Genomic DNA, 16046 nt, shown 5'->3' with positions numbered 1-16046 from the left:
CGCGGTTCAACATGTGAGGGGCGGGTTCTATCCGTTGCAAGGGGGCTTGCAAGGGCCGCGCCTCTAAATTGAAGCCGAAAGATCGTAGGGACGCTCATCGTCCGGCCAGCGCAGGTCGTGGGTCGTGCTGGCGAGGTCAAGAGCCACCTGGGCCAGCTCGATCGCCTTGCGGGTCGCCGCCAGTCCGTCGCGCCCCAGAGCGGCCTTTCCCACCTCGGTGTCGAACTGGCCGCCGTCGCCCGTCAGCCGCACGGCGACCGCCCAGCCCTGCCCGTCAGGATTCGGAAACGGCGCGGACATCTCGATCGCAAGCGCGACCCTCTCGCCGTCGCGATGAGTTATCCCCAGCAGTTTTCGAACGACGTTATAGGGCCGCGGCGCGGCCTCGGCCGTCGCGATCGCGGGATCGAAATCGTCAGAACGCCCACGGGCGGCGGCTTTGCGCTTGCGGAGGTTGGTCCGGAGGGCTTCGGCCAGCTTGGCCTCGCGGGTGGATTTGTCGTCGCTGATCGCCATGCGTCGGGGGTGCGGCGACAAAGATCGGCGGTCAAGACGATTTTGGGCTTGGCGTTCGCGATTCACCTCGCTATACGCCCCTCCTCTTCGCCGCGGTAGCTCAGTGGTAGAGCGCATCCTTGGTAAGGCTGAGGTCCAGGGTTCGAGTCCCTGTCGTGGCACCATCGGGGCTCCTTATTCCGTAAGGGATTTGGAGCCCCGTCCATCCAAAAGCTCCAATCTCCGAATTGTCATTCTTTCGCGTTTCGTTCACGCTCGAACGCGTTCGTTCTGGGAGATTTGTGGGATGCTTCACCCCGTCGTTTCTGGCGTCTATTGCCTCTTCAAAGACCACAAGCTCGTCTACGTAGGGAAAAGCCGAAGCGTCTACGCCCGCATCGACGAGCACCGTACGAAGGGTCGCGTCTTTGACTACGCGACAGTGATGCCGTGCCCAGAGCATGACATGGGCTGGGTTGAGCAGTCTCTCATTGAGGCCATGCAGCCGGCGCAAAACCGATCGGGAAAGACGAAGGCTGAGAAGGTAATTCACCAGACGATTGTCCTTCAGCCCGAACCCGATCTCAGCCACCTCATCTACACCACCACCGAAGCCCTTCTGGTCGTGGCGGAGTACAGCGTGCCATCGCCTCGTTTTTGGGCCGCCCTGAAGGATGGAAGCCTACCATTCGTCACGCGAACGGGTCGTCGTGGACGTGGCGCGCCACGATTGATCCGACAACCGGATTTGATGGCTTGGTGCAAGGGAGCCCAGGCCTCCATGCTGGCCTCGGCAGCATAGCCCTGGTCAAGCGCCGCGCCCTCATGGAGGCGTGGGAGCAATTCGCCACCATGCCGCCGAACGCCAACGTGCTGCCGTTTGTCCGGGCCTGACGCCCTCACCCCCGCCGCGTGCGCCCGCCTAGGCCATAGCGTGACCATCTGGTGCGTAGGTCGGTGTCATGGGCGTGATCTGGATTGCTCACGGCCTGGACCGTGGCGCGAGCGGACGCTTCAGGATCTAGCCGAGGCCGGGGCGTTCAAGTGCTCTCGCTGCGGAGCGCCGGCCGGGTTTATCTCGGTCTCAGCGCATATGGTGAGCGAGGCGATTTGGCGGTGGAAGGGAGTGGCCGACGAGTGAATCCCATCGGCCGCCCGGTGCAGTCCTACGTCGGCATTTCAAGCCGGGTCAGACCACTTTGTCGCCCCTTGATCGCTTGGCACGCCGCGCGATGAGTTTCCTGGGGGCTGTACGCTTACTGATGCTGCGGGCCGGGCGTCCCCGATGCGCGTGGTTCCGTGGTCGGACCCTCATACGCTCTACAGCCCCGCTAATCTACCACAGCCATAGGGGAAGGGAATCCCTGGCGTTAGGGCTTGGGCTTCTGGCGCTGATGGATCAGGTAGCGCCGCACGTTGTAGCCCGGCGCGTCGGTGCGCCAGTTCCACGGGATGAACTTGGCGGCCAGCCACTTGGTGACGACGCCGCAGTTGTATTCGGCCTTCACCTTGACCTGGGGGCCGACCGGCGGGCCACTGCCGTCGTAGGCGATCCACTCGCTCATTGGCCAGCCTTGGGCTTGGAGCGCTCGCGGCGCTTGATCTCTCGGTCGATGGCCTCGCGGATGAAGGCGAGGCGCTTTTCCCCTGGCAGCAGGACGCTGGCGATCATTTCGCGCCCTTCTTCTCGTGATACCGCGCGCGCTGGACCGCGCGGTTGGCGATCATCTGGCGCTCGATCCGTAGCGGCTTCAACGCCTCCTCAGCCGCGTCGATCTCGGCCACGCGAGCGGCCTCCTCCTCGGTCAACCATGCGCGCCAGCGGCTATCGGACTTCTCATACACCATGAGCCTGTTTCTCACGAAAATATCGTGAGTGAAAGCGAGAAAGTGCTTGCGTAGGTTTCTCACGGAATTATAGTGAGACACATAAGGGCGGCATCGGGCCGCTGGGAGATGACAATGGGTGCGAAAGAGGCATGGGCCGCGAAAGCTGAGCGCCTGGAAGCTTGGGCCGCCAAGGCTGACGCCGCCGCAAGCGCCATCTTCGCCAGCCAGCCCGCCTATGCCCGCGACCCGGCCTTCCAGACGCAGCCCGCTCGGAGCAGCCGGGGCGTTGCTAAGGCTCGCGCCCGCCTGAACGACCGCGAGGTCCGCGCCTGGGAACTGCAGGCGAAGGCCAAGGCTCACCGCGAGAAGGCCGCCGAGCTGCGTCGCATGGCCTCGACCAACGCTGGCGACGCCGAGGCACGCAAGACGGCCTATCGCGCCGCCCTGGACAGCATCATCGAGCCTGGCATGTACGTCGACTGCATCTATGGCGTCCGGCGCGTCGAGAAGGTCAACACCAAGAGCCTGCGCCTCGCTGGCGCCCTTGGCCCCGTCACCATCGACAAGACGCTTTGCAAGATCGTCCCCGAGCGCTGCGGCACCTGCGCCGATTGGAAGGGTGGCGAGTGCTGGTCGGGCGACCGCCTCGACGGCGACCTGTCGAATGGATCGGCCGGCGTCACCCTTCCTAGCCAAGTCTGCGAAGCTTGGCGCCCCTAACCCCACCCCTATCGCGGCATCTGCCGATATGGAGAACGACCAGATGAGCGTCCCAACCAAGCGTCGCCGAGAGATCAAGGTTGGTGACGACGTGGTTGTTTTCGCGCCGTTTGTCTACGAGCGCGGCGGTTGGCGTGGGAGCAAGTACCCCATCTATCGAGTGTTCTTGAATGGGGCCGAGGTGGCCTGGATTGAATACGAGCGCGGGGTTCGTGCCGGGCACTACCTCATGACGAACGGGATCGGCTGGACGCGCATGAACGTCAACCGGTCGTGGCCGTCGCCGACGCAGGTCCGATCACTCTCGCCGCTCACCGTCGAGAGCTTCACCGCCATTGCCGAGAGCATCCCTGAGTGGGCCGCGTCCGGCAAGGTCATGACCAAGTCTCAGCAGGCCGACGCTGTCATCGCTTGGCAGGCCCGGGAGGACAAGGAAGAGGCGGAGAAGAAGGCTCGGTGGGCGCGCGAGGCCTCAGCAAAAGCCGACGCCTCCGCTCGTGCTCAGCGACAAGCCGAGATCGCCGCCCAGGAGCGGCGCGAGCAAGCGGAAGTGCTGCAAGGGTTACTCGGCCGTTTGCAGGCCGCATCGAATTTGTCCAACGCGGAGGGTGCGGCGCTGGCCGACGCCATCGCACGAGCCGCCGCCTAACCTCCACCACCCCCACCTCTAGCCGTACTAGACGAGGAACAGATGAGCGAGACCCTGACCCTAAGCTACGACATCGGCGAGCCCGTTACCCTGGCCGAATGCGAGCCTGGGCTTTTCCTCTTCAACGGCAACGTCGGCTTCAAGTCCGAGTACGGCGCCATGGAAACGGTCGGGCCGACGAACATTTCTGGCCCCGAAGTGCGCTGGACTGTCGGAAACAACCCGGACGCCTACTGCGCTGACAGCGGCGAATACTTCTGGGGCGGCGCCAAATCGCGGGCGGAAACCAACGCCCTGATCGTGCGCCCGCTGTATCCGCAGGCGACCACCTAGCTCAACAGGGAGACCGAAGATGGCCCGTTTTGAAGTTGCTGAAGCCGCCAAGGAAATTTGGTGGGACGACTCGTTCACTATTGGTGGAACCGACGTCCGCGCCCGCATAAAGCCCGATGAGACTGCCTCCGTCGCGATCGTTGAAGGCGTCCTGAAGGCGTCAGGCGCGACCGACCTCCTAGCGATCTTAGACAAGGTCGATCGCCTTGTTGAGCTTGCCGTGGATGAAATTCAAGGGGTCATGGTCGGTGACGACTTCGAAGAGCTTCGCGCCCTGCGCGCCGAATTCCGCGAAGCCGCCGATCGTTTCGCCTAGCCCAACAGGGAGATAACGATAATGGCTGAAGACGTGCGCGAGAACTGGTCCGTGGTCGACTACGGCGTTGCGACGCCCGATGAGGTCGAGACGGCCCTAGGCCTGATCGGCATGGAGAATGCCGCCCTCTCCTACCGCGTTGGCGCGTGCTTCATGCGCGGCGCGGCCTTTGCGGCTCCGGTCGAAACGGACGGAGACCTTGCGGAGTGCGCTCGCGAGGTTGGGTGGATGCTCAGTCAGGTCGTGGAGAGCCTGACGTGGGAGCGCCGGGGCCACGCCGTCGCCGCGCTCCAGAAGCTGGGCGCCAAGCTCTGGGCGCAGGACCATGCCGAGGACAAGATCTGGTCGGCGGTGAAGGGCAACGCGTGATCCACATCACCACCACATGGCGCAACGACAACCCGGACACGATCTGGAATCGCCTCGCCGCGCGCCTGGGTCGAGAGCCTACAGATGCAGAGGCAACGGCGGAGGTACGGCGGATCTTGGCGGGTGAGCCCCTGAAGGAGAGCGAGAGACCATGAGACCCTGGACTAGAACGACTGATCACCTTCCGCCCGAGGGCCGCGAGGTCGATACCAAGATTGACGACGCCGATGGCGAGCGCAATGTTCAGCGCCTCAAGCGTCGCGGCAATCTCTGGTGGGCTGGCGACATGTACGTCTACTACACGCCGACGCATTGGCGCTAGAACGCGAAAGGCCCGGCGCGCCAGCCGTGAAGCCCTGAAGGGCAGGAGTAGGAGAGAGGGGATGAAGTGGCTCGCCGCGCTCGGCGCTTTGTTTACCGGCAAGTCCGACCCGCTGGCACCCTTGCGCGAGGAGCCAAGTGCAGAGACGTGGCGCAAAGAGATCGCGCGTCTTCATGCGGAGAACGTGCTTGATGTCTTGCGAGAGGGCGGCGCGACCACCAGCTCGTACATGAACTGCATACCCGGAACGTATGCCGGTGCAGTTATGGAGGCCTATAGCCGGGGCTGGCTGAAGTTGGTGTCGATCGACCATCGCTCAACGAAATACGTAGTTACGAACGAGGGGCGTGCTGCGCTGCTCCTCAGAACAGTTTAAGGCCCGGCCGCCGAAGCGAACCGGGCCTTGATGTAGGCTCAAGCCGTGAGGCGAGCCGTCAGGGCGTGGAAGCCCCGTAGTTCTGTTTCCAGAGATCGGCCTGACGCGTGTACCAGTCGCGCCAGGCCTTTATTTCCGCAACGGCGGAGTTGAAGGCGGTGGCGTTCGTGATGTCGTTTTCGGCAAGGTCAGAGAGGACCAGACCGGAATCGGCGTCGAGAGATCGACCGGCGCCTTCGGGAACGGCGGGACGACCGACACCCGCTGCGTTGCGCAGCTCGACATAGCCAGTGCTGACGATACAGCGGCGATCAGCCTGAGGCGTGACATATCGGGGGATCTCCGATTTCAGCTGGGTTGAGAGGGTGGCGATGCGGGCGTTCGCTGTGGCCAGATCGGTCGAGACCTTCGCGGTGATCGCGTCGGACTTCTTCTTGGTCTCAGCGGCCTTCTTTTCGGCCTTGGCGAGGGCCTTGGCGTATTGGGCTTGCTCGTGCTTCACGCCAGCCGAGTAGCCAGCGTGGTGAATGCCCCAGAGCGCCAGGGCAACGGCCAGGGCGACGGCGACCCGGCGGCCGAGCGGCGACTTGGCGAAGGACCACAGGGCAAGGCCCCATTCCTTCAGGGCGATGCCGGCGGCTGCGATCATGACGCGCTCCGGTACATCGCCGCCTCCTCGCCGCGACGGCGCGTCAGGCCCGCCAAGACGGTCCCTTTCTGCTTGTTCCAGAACTTGAACTGCTCGGCCGCGCCGGCGAAGTCGCCCGCTTTGTGCTTCTTCAGCAAGGTGGAGTCGCCGAAGCCCTCGGCGATCGCGTCGGCGTCATCGTCCAGGCCGACATTGTAGGCGAACGAGACCATCGCATCGAACTGCGCCTGGGTCGTCGGCGCGCCTGCCAGCAGGTGCTCGACGCCGGCGGCGAACATGGCGAGGTCACGGTCGAAGCGGGCGTCGGCCTGCGCCTGGGTCCAAGTCATGCCCATCTTGATGTCGGGACCGGTCGAGCCCCAACCGATCGTCGGACGATCCTTCGCGGTCGGCATGTAGGAGGTCAGGCGGCACTTCTCGTAGCCTTTGATGAAGGCGATGCAGCGCGGGCTGGGTTTCATGGCTTGGTCTCCGGAGTGATGACGACGTCGCCCTCGACCTTCGCGGTGAAGGCCTCTAGCTCGTCGTCGGAATGGAGGGAGATGTTCGCGCCGCCCTTGCCGACGCTCGCGGCGATCGACGTACCGGTCAGTGCGACGAAGATGATGGCGATGATGATCAGCGGCCCGTAGCCGAGGTTCGCCAGGATGTTCAGCTGTAGGACCGGCTGACCCCACGACTTGTCCGACACCACGCGGATGACAACCCCGACGATGACTGTCATGGGGATGGCGCCGAGGATCATCGACCACTGGCGGATGGATCCGGCGGCGAGCATGGCCTTCCAGATGCGGCCAATCATGCCGGTCTCGTTTGAGAGTGCCCAGCATTTTTGCTACAAATGCGAACGGCTTGCGCGTTGTTGCTACCGCGATCTGCCTGACCTGAAACGATCTTGGAAGTACAGAAGTGGCTAGACCTTGGCCTAAAACCGACCTGACTGCCGACTACGTCAGGTCGCTGCTTAGATACGAGCCTGAGACAGGTCGATTGTTCTGGCTTTTGCGGCCGCGCGAACTGTGCTCGTCGGATCGAGAATGGAAGCGCTGGAACACGCAATATGCTGGCAGGGAGACCTTTACTAGTAGCTGCTGGGGCTACAGGAAGGGAGTGATCAACGGGCGCGACTATCGCGCCCACCGCATCATCTGGCTTATCCAGACCGGTGAGTGGCCGGCAAACGACATTGATCACATCAATGGCGCCCGCGACGACAACCGCTGGGTTAATCTCCGCGACGTCTCTGGGTTCGAGAACCATCGCAACAAGATCATTTCCCCGCGCAACACGAGCGGCGTGAACGGCATCCACTACGAGAAGGCGCGAAAGAAGTGGCAGGTTCGGATCAAATCCGAAGGGCGGAGCATCGCTCTTGGCCGCTTCGATACACTTGAGGAGGCGATCGCCGCCCGCGCTGCTGCTGATGCTAAGCATGGGTTCAGCCCTCGACACGGCAGTTCACGCCTATGACGACGATGGCATCGAGGGTGCGGTAGTCTCGGGTCATGTGGCGGCCTTCCTGCGGCGCGGGCGCGGCGTCTTCGCGGGATCGTCCAGTGTGAAGACGGTTGTCAGACCCTCGGAGAGCACGGTTAGGCCGCGCGGACGGGCGCCCTTTGGGATGTCGATCCCCTTTCGGCGGAGGTGTTCTTCGAGGCTCTCGATGTGCTGGCGCATCTGGGCGGTATCGCCGCGGCACTGCTGGTTTTCGGCCTCAAGCTCGCTAACCCGGTGGCGAAGGTCTGCGATCTCCCCTTGGAGCATCTGGCGCTCGGACTGCAGGGCCTTGATGAAGAGGTCGGTCTGGGTTCCCAGGGCCGTTTGAAAATCAGCCAGGGCGTGCGTCATGTCGGCCGGAGCCTTTGCGCTCGCGGTTCGTCCCGTCGCGATCATGTCGAGGATCTTGACCAGAACCCCGCCCGCGAGCGTGCATCCACCGGCCACCCAGGCGACCGTCACCCCATCCGCCATTGGCAGGCTCCTGAAACTGAAATCTGAAGAGGCCGCTCTTAGCGGTTAGTGTTCGTCCCGACGGCCCATCGGCAGAGGAAGCGCCAGGGCTGGGCGACGCCGGCGGCGCGCATGTCGGCGGCGAAGAGGTCGTCAATCGCTACGAGCGACAGATCGGCGCGGCTTCTGCGGCGCCAATCATGCTTCAGGGCTGGCTCTCGAAGGTGGCGGAGAGGCATGAATGGCCGGACCCACCACGGCGCGCTCACCAGGTCGGTCAGATACCCAGGCTCTACCATGACCCCGTCAACCTCGAAGGGGTCTAGCGTCCGGTAAAGCGGCCGGGTGAAGACCTCACCGAAGAGGCCGCCCGTCCGGCCGACCTTCTTGAGGCGGACAGGCTCCATGCGGACCTCCGATGTTGGGATGGTGGTTAGGCGGCTAGGCCGGCCTCAGATGATGCGGGGGCGTGGCGAGGACGGATCTAGAATGCCCAGCCGCAAGTTGGGCTTTTGGGTGTAATTCTAGCGGCCTCGAGCACGCTCGGGAGCGCGATGCCGCCGGTCGTGAGAAGGTTGACGTGAAAGCCGGGAACCGGAGCGCCATCCTTGTACACAACACCCGATCCGAAGAGCACATCGACCTGCACTTGGTCCGCGCCGCTCAGGACGATCGGCGGGATGGCGTCGGGCACTACCGCAAGACCAAGGAGCTGCCGGAAAGCCTCCAGTGCATCGGCTCGGCTGCCGAAGCGAAGATAAGTCGGAGTCATGGGTATTTACTCGCGATCTGAGCAAGGGCGGCGTCGGAGGCCCTGAAGGGGTAAATCACTACCTCATCGTACCAACCGTCGGCGGTATTCGCGGCGGTGCCAGTTCCCAGATACCAACTAGTTGCCCAGGCATGAGGGATCGCCGTGTCGCTGGTGACCGTTCCTCCGTTTCCGCAAAGCGACTTGCCAGCGGCGTCCCAGGCACAAGCCACACCGACGCCAGCCATCCAGGCTCCTCCCGAGCCTAGGGTCGCGGTCAAGTCAGCCTTGCCGTCATACGCTTGGGCTAGGGAGTTGTTTGCGCCGGACGTGCCGATCCTCTGGTAGGTGCCGGCCGTCCCAATGAGGGCGCGGTAGGGAAATTCGGGGACCGTGAATTGCGGGCGCATCCTCGCCACGGCTGTCACAGTCGTGCGGTTAAGTAGAGCTGTCGGGACAGTCGCCATTTGCGCGACTTCCGCTGGTCGCGCTACGACACCCCCGCCCGTCCCGACATACGGTGACGCGAAGGCCTGAGCCTCGAATTGGGCCCTAGTCACTGTTCCTGAAGGCGTGAATGTAATGGAGCTGCCACCAGGCGTGGCCATTGAGTAAGTGGTTCTAGAGGTCGCGCTAGTCCCGGTTACGGCAGCTGTGACAGCCCCGCTCAAGGTCACGGTCCCCGTGCCGTAGAACGACAGCGTCATGATGTTGCCGGACGTCGAGACAGACTGTGTTGCTAGCGTCGCGGAGTTCAGAAGCAGGTTGGTCGTTGAACCATTAAGCTTGAACTGACGGACGCCGTTGGTCCAATCCTGGCGAGGGATATTCGGAGCCGCCGTCTGCTCAGACCCGTCCTGGGCGATATAGTTGTATCCGCCGGCCGTCAGAGAAAACCACTCGGCAAAGGTCGCTTCGCGCATGACGCCAAGATCCATGGCCGTAGCTGAAGGTATAGATCCTGCTGCTACAGTGGTGATGGCGAACCGCCAATCTCGGAAGTTCGCGATCGCTGCGGGACGTTGGCCGTCGGCGAGGTAGCGCGGATCATTGCACCAAGCCCCCCCACCCTTTCCAGGGGAGAGGAGAGCCCGACGGGTTGCGATGGTTAGGGACATCCGTCAGCCTGCCAGAAAAACGCGGATTTTTGCTTCGGCGACTTGGTTCACCGGCGCGGCCGATGTGCCGGAGCGGATCCTGATGACGCTGAAAGGCAACCAGTCATTCAGGTCCAGTGAGAGGGCGCGATTGACCACGGCTTGGGCGCTCGGGATGGTCCTTTCGACTCCATCGTCATAGATGTCGAGAGCGCTTGCCGTTTCGTGGCCGCCCTGGAAGGTGATCGCCGCCGTGGTCCAGGCGGCCGGCATGGCGAGGCCGACCATCTTACCATTGATGCGGTGGCCATCGCTGATCGACGCGCCGGCCGGGATGATGATGTCGATGAACGACGGCTTGCCCGCCGAGACTTCTGCGCCCATGGATGTGTTCCTTCTACGGGAGGCTTGAGGCGAAGATCAGGAGATCGTCGCGCTGCTGCTCGGTCATACCGAGGATGGTCATGACGGCCTGGGTGGTGAGGCCGTCGCGCTGGAGGTTCGGCGCGGTGTTCCACTCGATCAGGCCGAGTTCGTCCTTCGGGGCCGGGAGCGAAGCCAGAGCCGCCTCAATCGCGTCCTTCAGGTTTCCGTCACTCCAGGGGGTCAGGAAAGCGGCCTTCTTGATCCGGTGCATGGCGACTTCAGCAGGCGCGGTCGGAGCAACCTCTTCGGGCGAGAAGGCCCCGGCGCTGTAGTGGTCGCCGATGCGCGCGGCGGCCGACTTCACGAAGGTGACGCCGGAGATCGTCGGCGGCTCCGCCCAGACTTCCAGGTTGACGACCTTCCCTGCTTCGATGCGGGCGTAGGTGGGTTCGATCTCGCTCATCAGGCCACGCCCCAAAGCCGAATTTCCCCGCGACCGCCGGTTCCGCCTGTATTGATCGCGTTGGGGGTACTGGTACCGGTTCCGCCGCCGCCGCCGCCGCCAGGATCCGCGCCGTTGGAATTGCTGGCGCCGCCCGCGCCGAAGCGCGCCGAGGTTCCGCCAGAGGCCGGGGTGCCGCCGCCGGATGCACCACCGCCAGGCCCAAGCGTCGAGGGGCTTCCGGAGACCGCCGTCGTCGCGCTTGTCCGCGCCGCAGCTCCGTTCGCGCTGATCACCGCGTTCTGCGTGCCGTTCGTGGCGCCAGAACTGGTACTGGTCGATGCGCCCTTGCCGCCGGGAATGACGACCAGAGAGGCCAGAGAGGTGCTTCCACCATCGCTGCCGACAGTCACGGCGCTCGGTGATCCAGCGCCGCCCGTTCCGCCCGCGCCGATTGTCACCGTCGCCGTGGCGCCAGCCGTGTATTGGGTCGAGGCGATATTAAACGGCTGCGAGATGCCAGAAGCGCCGCCGCCACCATGCTCGCCCGTGCCGTTGTTCTGGCCGCCGCCGCCGCCGCCGCCCGTGCCGATGGCTTCGCCGCCGATCACCTTGTAGCCCGGCGGCCAGATGAAGCTTCCCGAGGCCGTATAGGTGTAGCTGAAGGGGTTGACGACGAACGAGTGCCAGGTCGAGCCGTCCGAGACCCACCGTCGCTCCTCGCCAGGATAGCCGACGTAGCTGGTCAGGCCGTCGAGAAGGTCCGAGCCGCTACGGGTGTAGGTGATCAGGCCGGCGCCAGAGTTCTTCGATGTGAAATTGAAGCCCGCGCCCACGGACGCAGCAGTCGGCAAGGTCAGAGCCCAGGTGCCCGACGTAGCCTCAATCACCTTTCCCCAGTCGCCTGCGATGACCGTGTAGGCGCCGGTCTTGGCTAGGTACCCCACGCTCGCCGTGCTGGCGGTGTCTCCGGTCGCAGAGAAGTTGAAACCGATTGTGGCGGCGTTGGTGAAGGCCGTGCCGGTACCGGAGACATAGGCGACGGGGATCTTGCGATAGCCGGTTCCGTTCACGACGGCGCCATTGACGTTGTAGATCGCCAGCTTGCCCGTCACGCCTTCGCGAAGGGTGACGCGGCCCTTGATTGCGCTGGTGCTGTCGTCGAGGCTGTCCCAGAACACGCCTTGGCTGTTGCCATCTTGGTCGAGGTCATCGACGTAGATGAAGGTGACCGACGCCGGAGTGGCGTTGTTCAGGCGCATGTTGCCCGCGCCGGGATCGGCGTCGGTCGTGGTGGTCGAGAACGTCATCAGGACAGCGGCGGTCGCGGCCTTGGCCTGATTCACTGAGGTCGCCGCAGCGGTCGCCGAGCCCGCCGCCGCCGTGGCGCTGTTGGCAGAGTTCGTCGCTGAGGTCGCCGCGTTACCGGCCTGGGTCGTAGCCAGGGTAACTTGCGCCGCCGCAAGCGTGACCTGATTGGCCGCGCTGGTTGCCGAGTTCGCCGACGCCGTGGCCGAGTTGGCGGCATTGGTCGCCGACGTCTGAGCAGCGGTGACAGCCGTGTTGATCGCCGTCAGGCTACCGTACAGCGCCACCGCATCGTCGTAGATGTCCTGGGTCTCGCCCTTGATCACGACAGTGTCGTCGTAGATCCCAACCGTAGCGTCGTAGATGCCCTGGTTCGCCGCCGTAGACGCGCTCATGTCGTCCAGGGTGTCGCTGAACCCATCAGCCGTAACGAACAGGCCGGTATAGGTGTCGGCAGTGTTCGCCCAAATCTCCGGGAAGTTTCCCAGCGCGTCGCTCTCGATCGGCTGCGCCAGAGGCGTCGTCAGGCCGGCGTCTGCATAGACGGTCTTCGGCGTGCCCGGCGCGTTGTTCACGAAGTACCAGAGCTTAGCGGCAATCCGCTCGCCGTTCTGGCCCAAAGCCGGGGTCGAGCCTGGGAAAATGAGAAGGCCAGCGGCCATAGGGACCTCGCGGAAAGGCCCGCGCATGGCGGGCTGTGGTGACGGCTAGGCCTGTCGAAGGAGTTGTGGGATAGTCCGCAGCTTGCACCGCCCAGGAGGGGAACCCTATGCGTGCGTTGATCCTTGGAATTTCGATCGCCATGACCGCTTCGGTCGCTCTGGCGCAGTATCAGACCTTCAAGCCCTATCAGCCCCAGCAGCCGTCCACGACGAGCACCTATGACTGGCGCAGCGGTAACAACTACACGACGACGACGGCGCCCGATGGAACAGCCACCGTTCGGGGCAACAACTATCAGAACGGCACTCAATGGCGGACTACGATCCAGCCCGACGGTCAACAACGCGGGACCGACGCTGACGGCAACCAGTGGCGCTATAACCCCCAGACCAAGACCTACATGAACTACGGGACCGGACAGGTCTGCACAGGCTCGGGCTACGGGCGGATCTGCAACTAGATGCTTTCCGCACTTACCGCAGCTCTGCTCTTGTCGACCATCCCCCAAGATGCCGAGCTTGCGCGCAAGCCCCCCAGTGCTAGCGACATGTACGTCAGTTGTTATCTTTTCGTCCGCAATGACGGCAAGAATAACAATTCGATTTACCCTGAAACCTGTGAAGCAATGAGTATAGTCGCCGTCGACGCCAATACCGTAAAGAAGAATGGAGATCAATTCCGGTTTTGCTTGCCCCTTTCATCCGAACTCAGGGCCAGCACGGCCATGGCAATGGCAAACGCTTACATATCATACTTCGAGCGGAACGCCGGTGCCCTTACGCCTAGGCAGATGGAGCTTGGAGTTGCGGCCTACGTTGTAGCTATGTCGGAGAAGTGGCCTTGCGACGGAGCAGGCGATGAATGATGCACCTCGCATCGTCGATGCCGAGTTCGAGGTTCTTCACGGCCCCGATCGCTCGACGGGCAAGCTTGAGGCCTGGCAGGTTGAGCCTGGGAAGCCGATCCCGCCGTATCCGAGCCTGAAGGCGCGACTGTTTCACTACTGGTGGTTACTCGCCAGGGCTGCGGGTGCTGATGAAGAGATTTTCGAGTCGCCTTGGTATGCACAGTTAGTGTGGGCGATTTTCACCGCCGCGTGGATGTCAGCCCTCCTAGCGCTAGCGTTCTGGGCAAAGACTACAGCTTTCGGCACCCGCCACGGTTAGTTCTGCGCTGCGAGGCCCGCCGCTCCTCGCGCTAGCGCATTCGCAGTCGTCGCCGTAGAGCGACCAACAGCGGGCGACCTCGGCCGAGCAGCAGCCGCCTTCAGAACCGCGTCCAGCTCGCTCGGCGAGAGTTGCAGAAGACGCCCGACTTCATCGCGGGTAGCTTGGTCGATCGGTACTTGGGCGCCGCGATATGCGCCAACCAACGGCGACGTCATGGCTTGGATAGCCGCACGAATTGGACGCCCTTCGGCCAGAGTGCGAGCGGCCCCCTTGAGGCTGCCCATCGCCGCCTTCTGCTCCGCATCTGCCGCCGAGAGCTCCATCGTCGCGGAACCGGCGCCAGGCATCATGCGCGAGCCGGTCTTAGCTATCTCTGCCTCTTGGGCGAACCGATTTGCGAGGAGGCGGGCCTTGGCGGGGCCAACCATCGTGGCCAACTTCTGCATCGTTGCCGGCGTCCGCAGGGCCTTCAGGTTCAGGCGACCATTGGCGGCCTTCTCCAGCGTATCGTTCACGAAGCCGGCCAAGTGAGCCTGCTTTTCCGCATCCGAGAGGCTAGCGTAGCGCTCGCGGAACATGGGAACAGGAACAGACGGGTTCATGAGCTTCTTGGCATTCTTGAAGGCCGTGTCGGCTTTGAGATAGTCCGAAGACCTATCTAGGGCTTCCGAATAGCCAGGAATGGCCTGCTTCAGCTCAGTGGTGAGGTCTCGCGTTGCCACGCCGATACCATAGTTCCCCTGGGACTGAGCATCGGGCAGCGGCTTATTGGAAATGGGATGCCGCTCGACCTGGCGACCAATCGCCTTGCGCACCGCGTCCCACGTCTCCGCCGTCGCGCCTCGGACCTCCACAACATCCGGCAAACCGCCCTCGGTCATTCCCTTTACCACAAAACCCGCCGCCTGTGGATCTTGTCCAGTGTTGAGCATATCGGCGGCCACGGTCGATAGCGCCTTTTTGATCACCGGACGGCGCGATAGCTGGGCTAGCCCTTCAGTCTGGAGCGGGCCTGGCGCCGCATCAAAAGCGGCGCGGAACAGCGGAGCGGCTTCTTGTTGACCCACCTTCACAATATGTTCGATGTCACCCAAAGCCGCATCGGGAGAGAGGCCCGTCACCTCGGATAGATCGTTCAGCAGGCGCTCACCCGCCGCCTCCTTGCGCGCGGTCAGAAGGGCTTCAAGATTGTCGCCGGTAGCGCCAGAACGTCGCGCCGTCGCGGCGAGCTGCGATATGCCAGTACGACCAAGGGCCTCGGCAGCGGTGATCGGCTTGCCCACCGATTCAACCTCATTGCCCGAGAGCGCCCGCTTTGATCGGCTGACGATGTTACCGACGTACTCCTGGCCCTTCTCGGCGCCCTTGGCGACTTGCTTGGCAGTCGGTTCAGGCAGGTCGCGACCAAGGCCGGTCACAACGCGGTCACCAGCCTCGCGCGCCGCAGACCATGCGCGCTTGGCGACTGCCATCCCACCCTTGGCGAGGACCGGCGCAGCGCCACCTACTACGCCACCCACAAGAGCGCCCTGCGCGGCTCCGGGAACGCGCTTGCCCTCGTCTGCCGATCCGGATCCAGTTATCGCGCCGGCTGCAGCTCCCACCTGAGCAGCCCGCAATGCCGCGCCACCTAGAGTTTTAGCACCTTCCACATACTTGCCGCCGGGTACCCATGCCCCGCCCGCCAGTTGCTGAACGGCGTTCGTCACCGGCTTCCGCGCGGCAAAGTCCTTCTCCTGCTCTAGGGAGGCCTGACGAGCGGCGTCGTAGGCATCCTTAGCGGTGTAGCCGGCTGGCTTGCCGGTGATCGGGGCGAGCGCGTTCCGAGCCATGGTCGCAGCGGCGGCGACACCGCCCTGGATCTCGTCACCCCAGCCGAACAGCGCTCCCCTGCCCTGCGCAAGCTGGCCCTCCGCGAACCCACCGAGCACGGGAATGTCGCGGATGCGGCGGTAGTTCTCACGCTGTTCAGCGAGGGCCTTTGCCTTGCCGCTGGACGGTTGGCCAGCAAGGTGAAGGACGATCTCGGCTGCACCATAGCCGGCGGAACGAGCAGCGGCGACCTTGGGGCCGATAGCGGCGTCTCGTCCAAGGAAATCCGCAATCTCCTGGTCACTGTATCCGGCCTGTTTGGCCTTGGCGATCTTAGCGCCGACGTCCGACGACGCGGCCTTGGGGGCAGCAACGACGCCCTGCGCGATCATGCCTGAAACGCCGTACGGCGCGACTTTGTCGGCCATT

The 16046-nt window shown here is 63.8% G+C and carries 24 protein-coding genes and 1 tRNA gene; 12 read left to right on the top strand and 13 right to left on the bottom strand.

Going from position 1 to position 16046, the window contains the following annotated elements; all coding sequences use genetic code 11:
* Window positions 1-63: 63 nt before the first annotated feature.
* Window positions 64-516: a hypothetical protein gene (locus CSW62_RS06855; protein ID WP_099576412.1), complete on the bottom strand. Its 453-nt coding sequence runs from the start codon at window positions 514-516 to the stop codon at window positions 64-66.
* 89 nt (window positions 517-605) lie between these two features.
* On the opposite strand from CSW62_RS06855, the gene CSW62_RS06850 reads away from it, so the two are divergent.
* Window positions 606-680: transfer RNA gene (locus CSW62_RS06850), tRNA-Thr, on the top strand.
* 122 nt (window positions 681-802) lie between these two features.
* A complete protein-coding gene (locus tag CSW62_RS06845) occupies window positions 803-1297 on the top strand; it encodes a GIY-YIG nuclease family protein (RefSeq protein WP_099576411.1) in 495 nt (164 codons plus the stop codon).
* A gap of 568 nt (window positions 1298-1865) precedes the next feature.
* Here CSW62_RS06845 and CSW62_RS06840 read toward each other — a convergent pair.
* Window positions 1866-2060, bottom strand: coding sequence for a hypothetical protein (locus tag CSW62_RS06840; protein WP_099576410.1), 195 nt, complete (start codon window positions 2058-2060; stop codon window positions 1866-1868).
* Between the two features lie 397 nt (window positions 2061-2457).
* On the opposite strand from CSW62_RS06840, the gene CSW62_RS06830 reads away from it, so the two are divergent.
* The 7 genes from CSW62_RS06830 (at window position 2458) to CSW62_RS06805 (ending at window position 5410) form a co-directional block, all read left to right on the top strand.
* The gene (locus CSW62_RS06830) at window positions 2458-3045 is read left to right on the top strand and encodes a hypothetical protein (RefSeq protein ID WP_099576408.1); all 588 of its coding nucleotides are present in this window, start codon (window positions 2458-2460) and stop codon (window positions 3043-3045) included.
* Window positions 3046-3088: 43 nt separating this feature from the next.
* Complete coding sequence (locus CSW62_RS06825; protein ID WP_099576407.1) at window positions 3089-3694, top strand: hypothetical protein; 606 nt, start codon at window positions 3089-3091, stop codon at window positions 3692-3694.
* Window positions 3695-3736: 42 nt separating this feature from the next.
* Window positions 3737-4027 (top strand): hypothetical protein, encoded by a 291-nt coding sequence (locus CSW62_RS06820; RefSeq protein ID WP_099576406.1) that lies wholly within the window; start codon window positions 3737-3739, stop codon window positions 4025-4027.
* Window positions 4028-4046: 19 nt separating this feature from the next.
* Window positions 4047-4343: a hypothetical protein gene (locus tag CSW62_RS06815; RefSeq protein ID WP_099576405.1), complete on the top strand. Its 297-nt coding sequence runs from the start codon at window positions 4047-4049 to the stop codon at window positions 4341-4343.
* Window positions 4344-4364: 21 nt separating this feature from the next.
* The gene (locus CSW62_RS06810; RefSeq protein ID WP_099576404.1) at window positions 4365-4712 is read left to right on the top strand and encodes a hypothetical protein; all 348 of its coding nucleotides are present in this window, start codon (window positions 4365-4367) and stop codon (window positions 4710-4712) included.
* A gap of 151 nt (window positions 4713-4863) precedes the next feature.
* Window positions 4864-5034: a hypothetical protein gene (locus CSW62_RS26355; RefSeq protein ID WP_158235399.1), complete on the top strand. Its 171-nt coding sequence runs from the start codon at window positions 4864-4866 to the stop codon at window positions 5032-5034.
* Between the two features lie 61 nt (window positions 5035-5095).
* On the top strand, window positions 5096-5410 hold the full coding sequence (locus CSW62_RS06805) for a hypothetical protein (RefSeq protein WP_099576403.1): 315 nt from the start codon (window positions 5096-5098) through the stop codon (window positions 5408-5410).
* A gap of 58 nt (window positions 5411-5468) precedes the next feature.
* Here the strand turns inward: CSW62_RS06805 and CSW62_RS06800 are convergent, their stop codons facing one another.
* From CSW62_RS06800 to CSW62_RS06790, 3 genes are read right to left on the bottom strand one after another with little or no spacing between them, the layout of a single operon-like run.
* Complete coding sequence (locus CSW62_RS06800) at window positions 5469-6059, bottom strand: hypothetical protein (RefSeq protein WP_099576402.1); 591 nt, start codon at window positions 6057-6059, stop codon at window positions 5469-5471.
* A complete protein-coding gene (locus CSW62_RS06795; RefSeq protein ID WP_099576401.1) occupies window positions 6056-6520 on the bottom strand; it encodes a lysozyme in 465 nt (154 codons plus the stop codon). The genes CSW62_RS06800 and CSW62_RS06795 overlap by 4 nt, the downstream gene beginning before the upstream one ends.
* Entirely contained in the window at window positions 6517-6861 is a 345-nt protein-coding gene (locus tag CSW62_RS06790; protein WP_099576400.1) for a hypothetical protein, read from the bottom strand. Before CSW62_RS06790 ends, CSW62_RS06795 begins: the two co-directional genes overlap by 4 nt.
* Before the next feature lie 308 nt (window positions 6862-7169).
* Here CSW62_RS06790 and CSW62_RS26350 point away from each other — a divergent pair, with 308 nt between their 5' ends.
* Window positions 7170-7529, top strand: a complete 360-nt coding sequence (locus tag CSW62_RS26350) for an HNH endonuclease (RefSeq protein WP_158235398.1) — start codon at window positions 7170-7172, stop codon at window positions 7527-7529.
* Window positions 7530-7562: 33 nt separating this feature from the next.
* Here the strand turns inward: CSW62_RS26350 and CSW62_RS06780 are convergent, their stop codons facing one another.
* From CSW62_RS06780 to CSW62_RS06750, 7 genes are all read right to left on the bottom strand, one after another.
* Window positions 7563-8030, bottom strand: coding sequence for a hypothetical protein (locus CSW62_RS06780; RefSeq protein WP_099576398.1), 468 nt, complete (start codon window positions 8028-8030; stop codon window positions 7563-7565).
* Window positions 8031-8068: 38 nt separating this feature from the next.
* Window positions 8069-8416 (bottom strand): DUF1353 domain-containing protein, encoded by a 348-nt coding sequence (locus CSW62_RS06775; RefSeq protein WP_099576397.1) that lies wholly within the window; start codon window positions 8414-8416, stop codon window positions 8069-8071.
* 77 nt (window positions 8417-8493) lie between these two features.
* Window positions 8494-8781: a hypothetical protein gene (locus tag CSW62_RS06770; RefSeq protein ID WP_099576396.1), complete on the bottom strand. Its 288-nt coding sequence runs from the start codon at window positions 8779-8781 to the stop codon at window positions 8494-8496.
* Window positions 8778-9683, bottom strand: coding sequence for a hypothetical protein (locus tag CSW62_RS06765; RefSeq protein ID WP_143324352.1), 906 nt, complete (start codon window positions 9681-9683; stop codon window positions 8778-8780). Before CSW62_RS06765 ends, CSW62_RS06770 begins: the two co-directional genes overlap by 4 nt.
* Window positions 9684-9881: 198 nt before the next feature.
* The gene (locus CSW62_RS06760) at window positions 9882-10241 is read right to left on the bottom strand and encodes a hypothetical protein (RefSeq protein ID WP_099576394.1); all 360 of its coding nucleotides are present in this window, start codon (window positions 10239-10241) and stop codon (window positions 9882-9884) included.
* Between the two features lie 13 nt (window positions 10242-10254).
* Complete coding sequence (locus CSW62_RS06755; RefSeq protein WP_099576393.1) at window positions 10255-10686, bottom strand: hypothetical protein; 432 nt, start codon at window positions 10684-10686, stop codon at window positions 10255-10257.
* Window positions 10686-12635, bottom strand: coding sequence for a hypothetical protein (locus CSW62_RS06750; protein ID WP_099576392.1), 1950 nt, complete (start codon window positions 12633-12635; stop codon window positions 10686-10688). Before CSW62_RS06750 ends, CSW62_RS06755 begins: the two co-directional genes overlap by 1 nt.
* A 107-nt stretch (window positions 12636-12742) precedes the next feature.
* On the opposite strand from CSW62_RS06750, the gene CSW62_RS06745 reads away from it, so the two are divergent.
* Window positions 12743-13096, top strand: a complete 354-nt coding sequence (locus CSW62_RS06745; RefSeq protein WP_099576391.1) for a hypothetical protein — start codon at window positions 12743-12745, stop codon at window positions 13094-13096.
* A 397-nt stretch (window positions 13097-13493) separates the two neighbouring features.
* On the top strand, window positions 13494-13802 hold the full coding sequence (locus CSW62_RS06740; protein WP_099576390.1) for a hypothetical protein: 309 nt from the start codon (window positions 13494-13496) through the stop codon (window positions 13800-13802).
* Here CSW62_RS06740 and CSW62_RS06735 read toward each other — a convergent pair.
* Entirely contained in the window at window positions 13799-16045 is a 2247-nt protein-coding gene (locus CSW62_RS06735; RefSeq protein WP_099576389.1) for a hypothetical protein, read from the bottom strand. The two genes, CSW62_RS06740 and CSW62_RS06735, sit on opposite strands and share 4 nt — an antisense overlap.
* Window position 16046: the final 1 nt, after the last annotated feature.

The sequence above is a fragment of the Caulobacter sp. FWC2 genome (assembly GCF_002742625.1).
Taxonomy (GTDB): Bacteria; Pseudomonadota; Alphaproteobacteria; order Caulobacterales; family Caulobacteraceae; genus Caulobacter.
The sequence above is the reverse complement of the archived record's forward strand: the minus strand, read 5'-3'. Positions and strand labels throughout refer to the sequence as shown.

What these genes read in the sequence shown, in the direction of transcription:
- CSW62_RS06775 (WP_099576397.1), bottom strand. Translation starts at nt 8,416, where the DNA reads ATGGAGCCTGTCCGCCTCAAGAAGGTCGGCCGGACGGGCGGCCTCTTC.
- CSW62_RS06815 (WP_099576405.1), top strand. Translation starts at nt 4,047, where the DNA reads ATGGCCCGTTTTGAAGTTGCTGAAGCCGCCAAGGAAATTTGGTGGGAC.
- CSW62_RS06810 (WP_099576404.1), top strand. Translation starts at nt 4,365, where the DNA reads ATGGCTGAAGACGTGCGCGAGAACTGGTCCGTGGTCGACTACGGCGTT.
- CSW62_RS06845 (WP_099576411.1), top strand. Translation starts at nt 803, where the DNA reads ATGCTTCACCCCGTCGTTTCTGGCGTCTATTGCCTCTTCAAAGACCAC.
- CSW62_RS06760 (WP_099576394.1), bottom strand. Translation starts at nt 10,241, where the DNA reads ATGGGCGCAGAAGTCTCGGCGGGCAAGCCGTCGTTCATCGACATCATC.
- CSW62_RS06750 (WP_099576392.1), bottom strand. Translation starts at nt 12,635, where the DNA reads ATGGCCGCTGGCCTTCTCATTTTCCCAGGCTCGACCCCGGCTTTGGGC.
- CSW62_RS06830 (WP_099576408.1), top strand. Translation starts at nt 2,458, where the DNA reads ATGGGTGCGAAAGAGGCATGGGCCGCGAAAGCTGAGCGCCTGGAAGCT.
- CSW62_RS06800 (WP_099576402.1), bottom strand. Translation starts at nt 6,059, where the DNA reads ATGATCGCAGCCGCCGGCATCGCCCTGAAGGAATGGGGCCTTGCCCTG.
- CSW62_RS06745 (WP_099576391.1), top strand. Translation starts at nt 12,743, where the DNA reads ATGCGTGCGTTGATCCTTGGAATTTCGATCGCCATGACCGCTTCGGTC.
- CSW62_RS06855 (WP_099576412.1), bottom strand. Translation starts at nt 516, where the DNA reads ATGGCGATCAGCGACGACAAATCCACCCGCGAGGCCAAGCTGGCCGAA.
- CSW62_RS06825 (WP_099576407.1), top strand. Translation starts at nt 3,089, where the DNA reads ATGAGCGTCCCAACCAAGCGTCGCCGAGAGATCAAGGTTGGTGACGAC.
- CSW62_RS06795 (WP_099576401.1), bottom strand. Translation starts at nt 6,520, where the DNA reads ATGAAACCCAGCCCGCGCTGCATCGCCTTCATCAAAGGCTACGAGAAG.
- CSW62_RS26355 (WP_158235399.1), top strand. Translation starts at nt 4,864, where the DNA reads ATGAGACCCTGGACTAGAACGACTGATCACCTTCCGCCCGAGGGCCGC.
- CSW62_RS06820 (WP_099576406.1), top strand. Translation starts at nt 3,737, where the DNA reads ATGAGCGAGACCCTGACCCTAAGCTACGACATCGGCGAGCCCGTTACC.
- CSW62_RS06755 (WP_099576393.1), bottom strand. Translation starts at nt 10,686, where the DNA reads ATGAGCGAGATCGAACCCACCTACGCCCGCATCGAAGCAGGGAAGGTC.
- CSW62_RS06770 (WP_099576396.1), bottom strand. Translation starts at nt 8,781, where the DNA reads ATGACTCCGACTTATCTTCGCTTCGGCAGCCGAGCCGATGCACTGGAG.
- CSW62_RS06805 (WP_099576403.1), top strand. Translation starts at nt 5,096, where the DNA reads ATGAAGTGGCTCGCCGCGCTCGGCGCTTTGTTTACCGGCAAGTCCGAC.
- CSW62_RS06840 (WP_099576410.1), bottom strand. Translation starts at nt 2,060, where the DNA reads ATGAGCGAGTGGATCGCCTACGACGGCAGTGGCCCGCCGGTCGGCCCC.
- CSW62_RS06790 (WP_099576400.1), bottom strand. Translation starts at nt 6,861, where the DNA reads ATGATTGGCCGCATCTGGAAGGCCATGCTCGCCGCCGGATCCATCCGC.
- CSW62_RS06740 (WP_099576390.1), top strand. Translation starts at nt 13,494, where the DNA reads ATGAATGATGCACCTCGCATCGTCGATGCCGAGTTCGAGGTTCTTCAC.
- CSW62_RS06735 (WP_099576389.1), bottom strand. Translation starts at nt 16,045, where the DNA reads ATGGCCGACAAAGTCGCGCCGTACGGCGTTTCAGGCATGATCGCGCAG.
- CSW62_RS06780 (WP_099576398.1), bottom strand. Translation starts at nt 8,030, where the DNA reads ATGGCGGATGGGGTGACGGTCGCCTGGGTGGCCGGTGGATGCACGCTC.
- CSW62_RS06765 (WP_143324352.1), bottom strand. Translation starts at nt 9,683, where the DNA reads ATGCGCGAAGCGACCTTTGCCGAGTGGTTTTCTCTGACGGCCGGCGGA.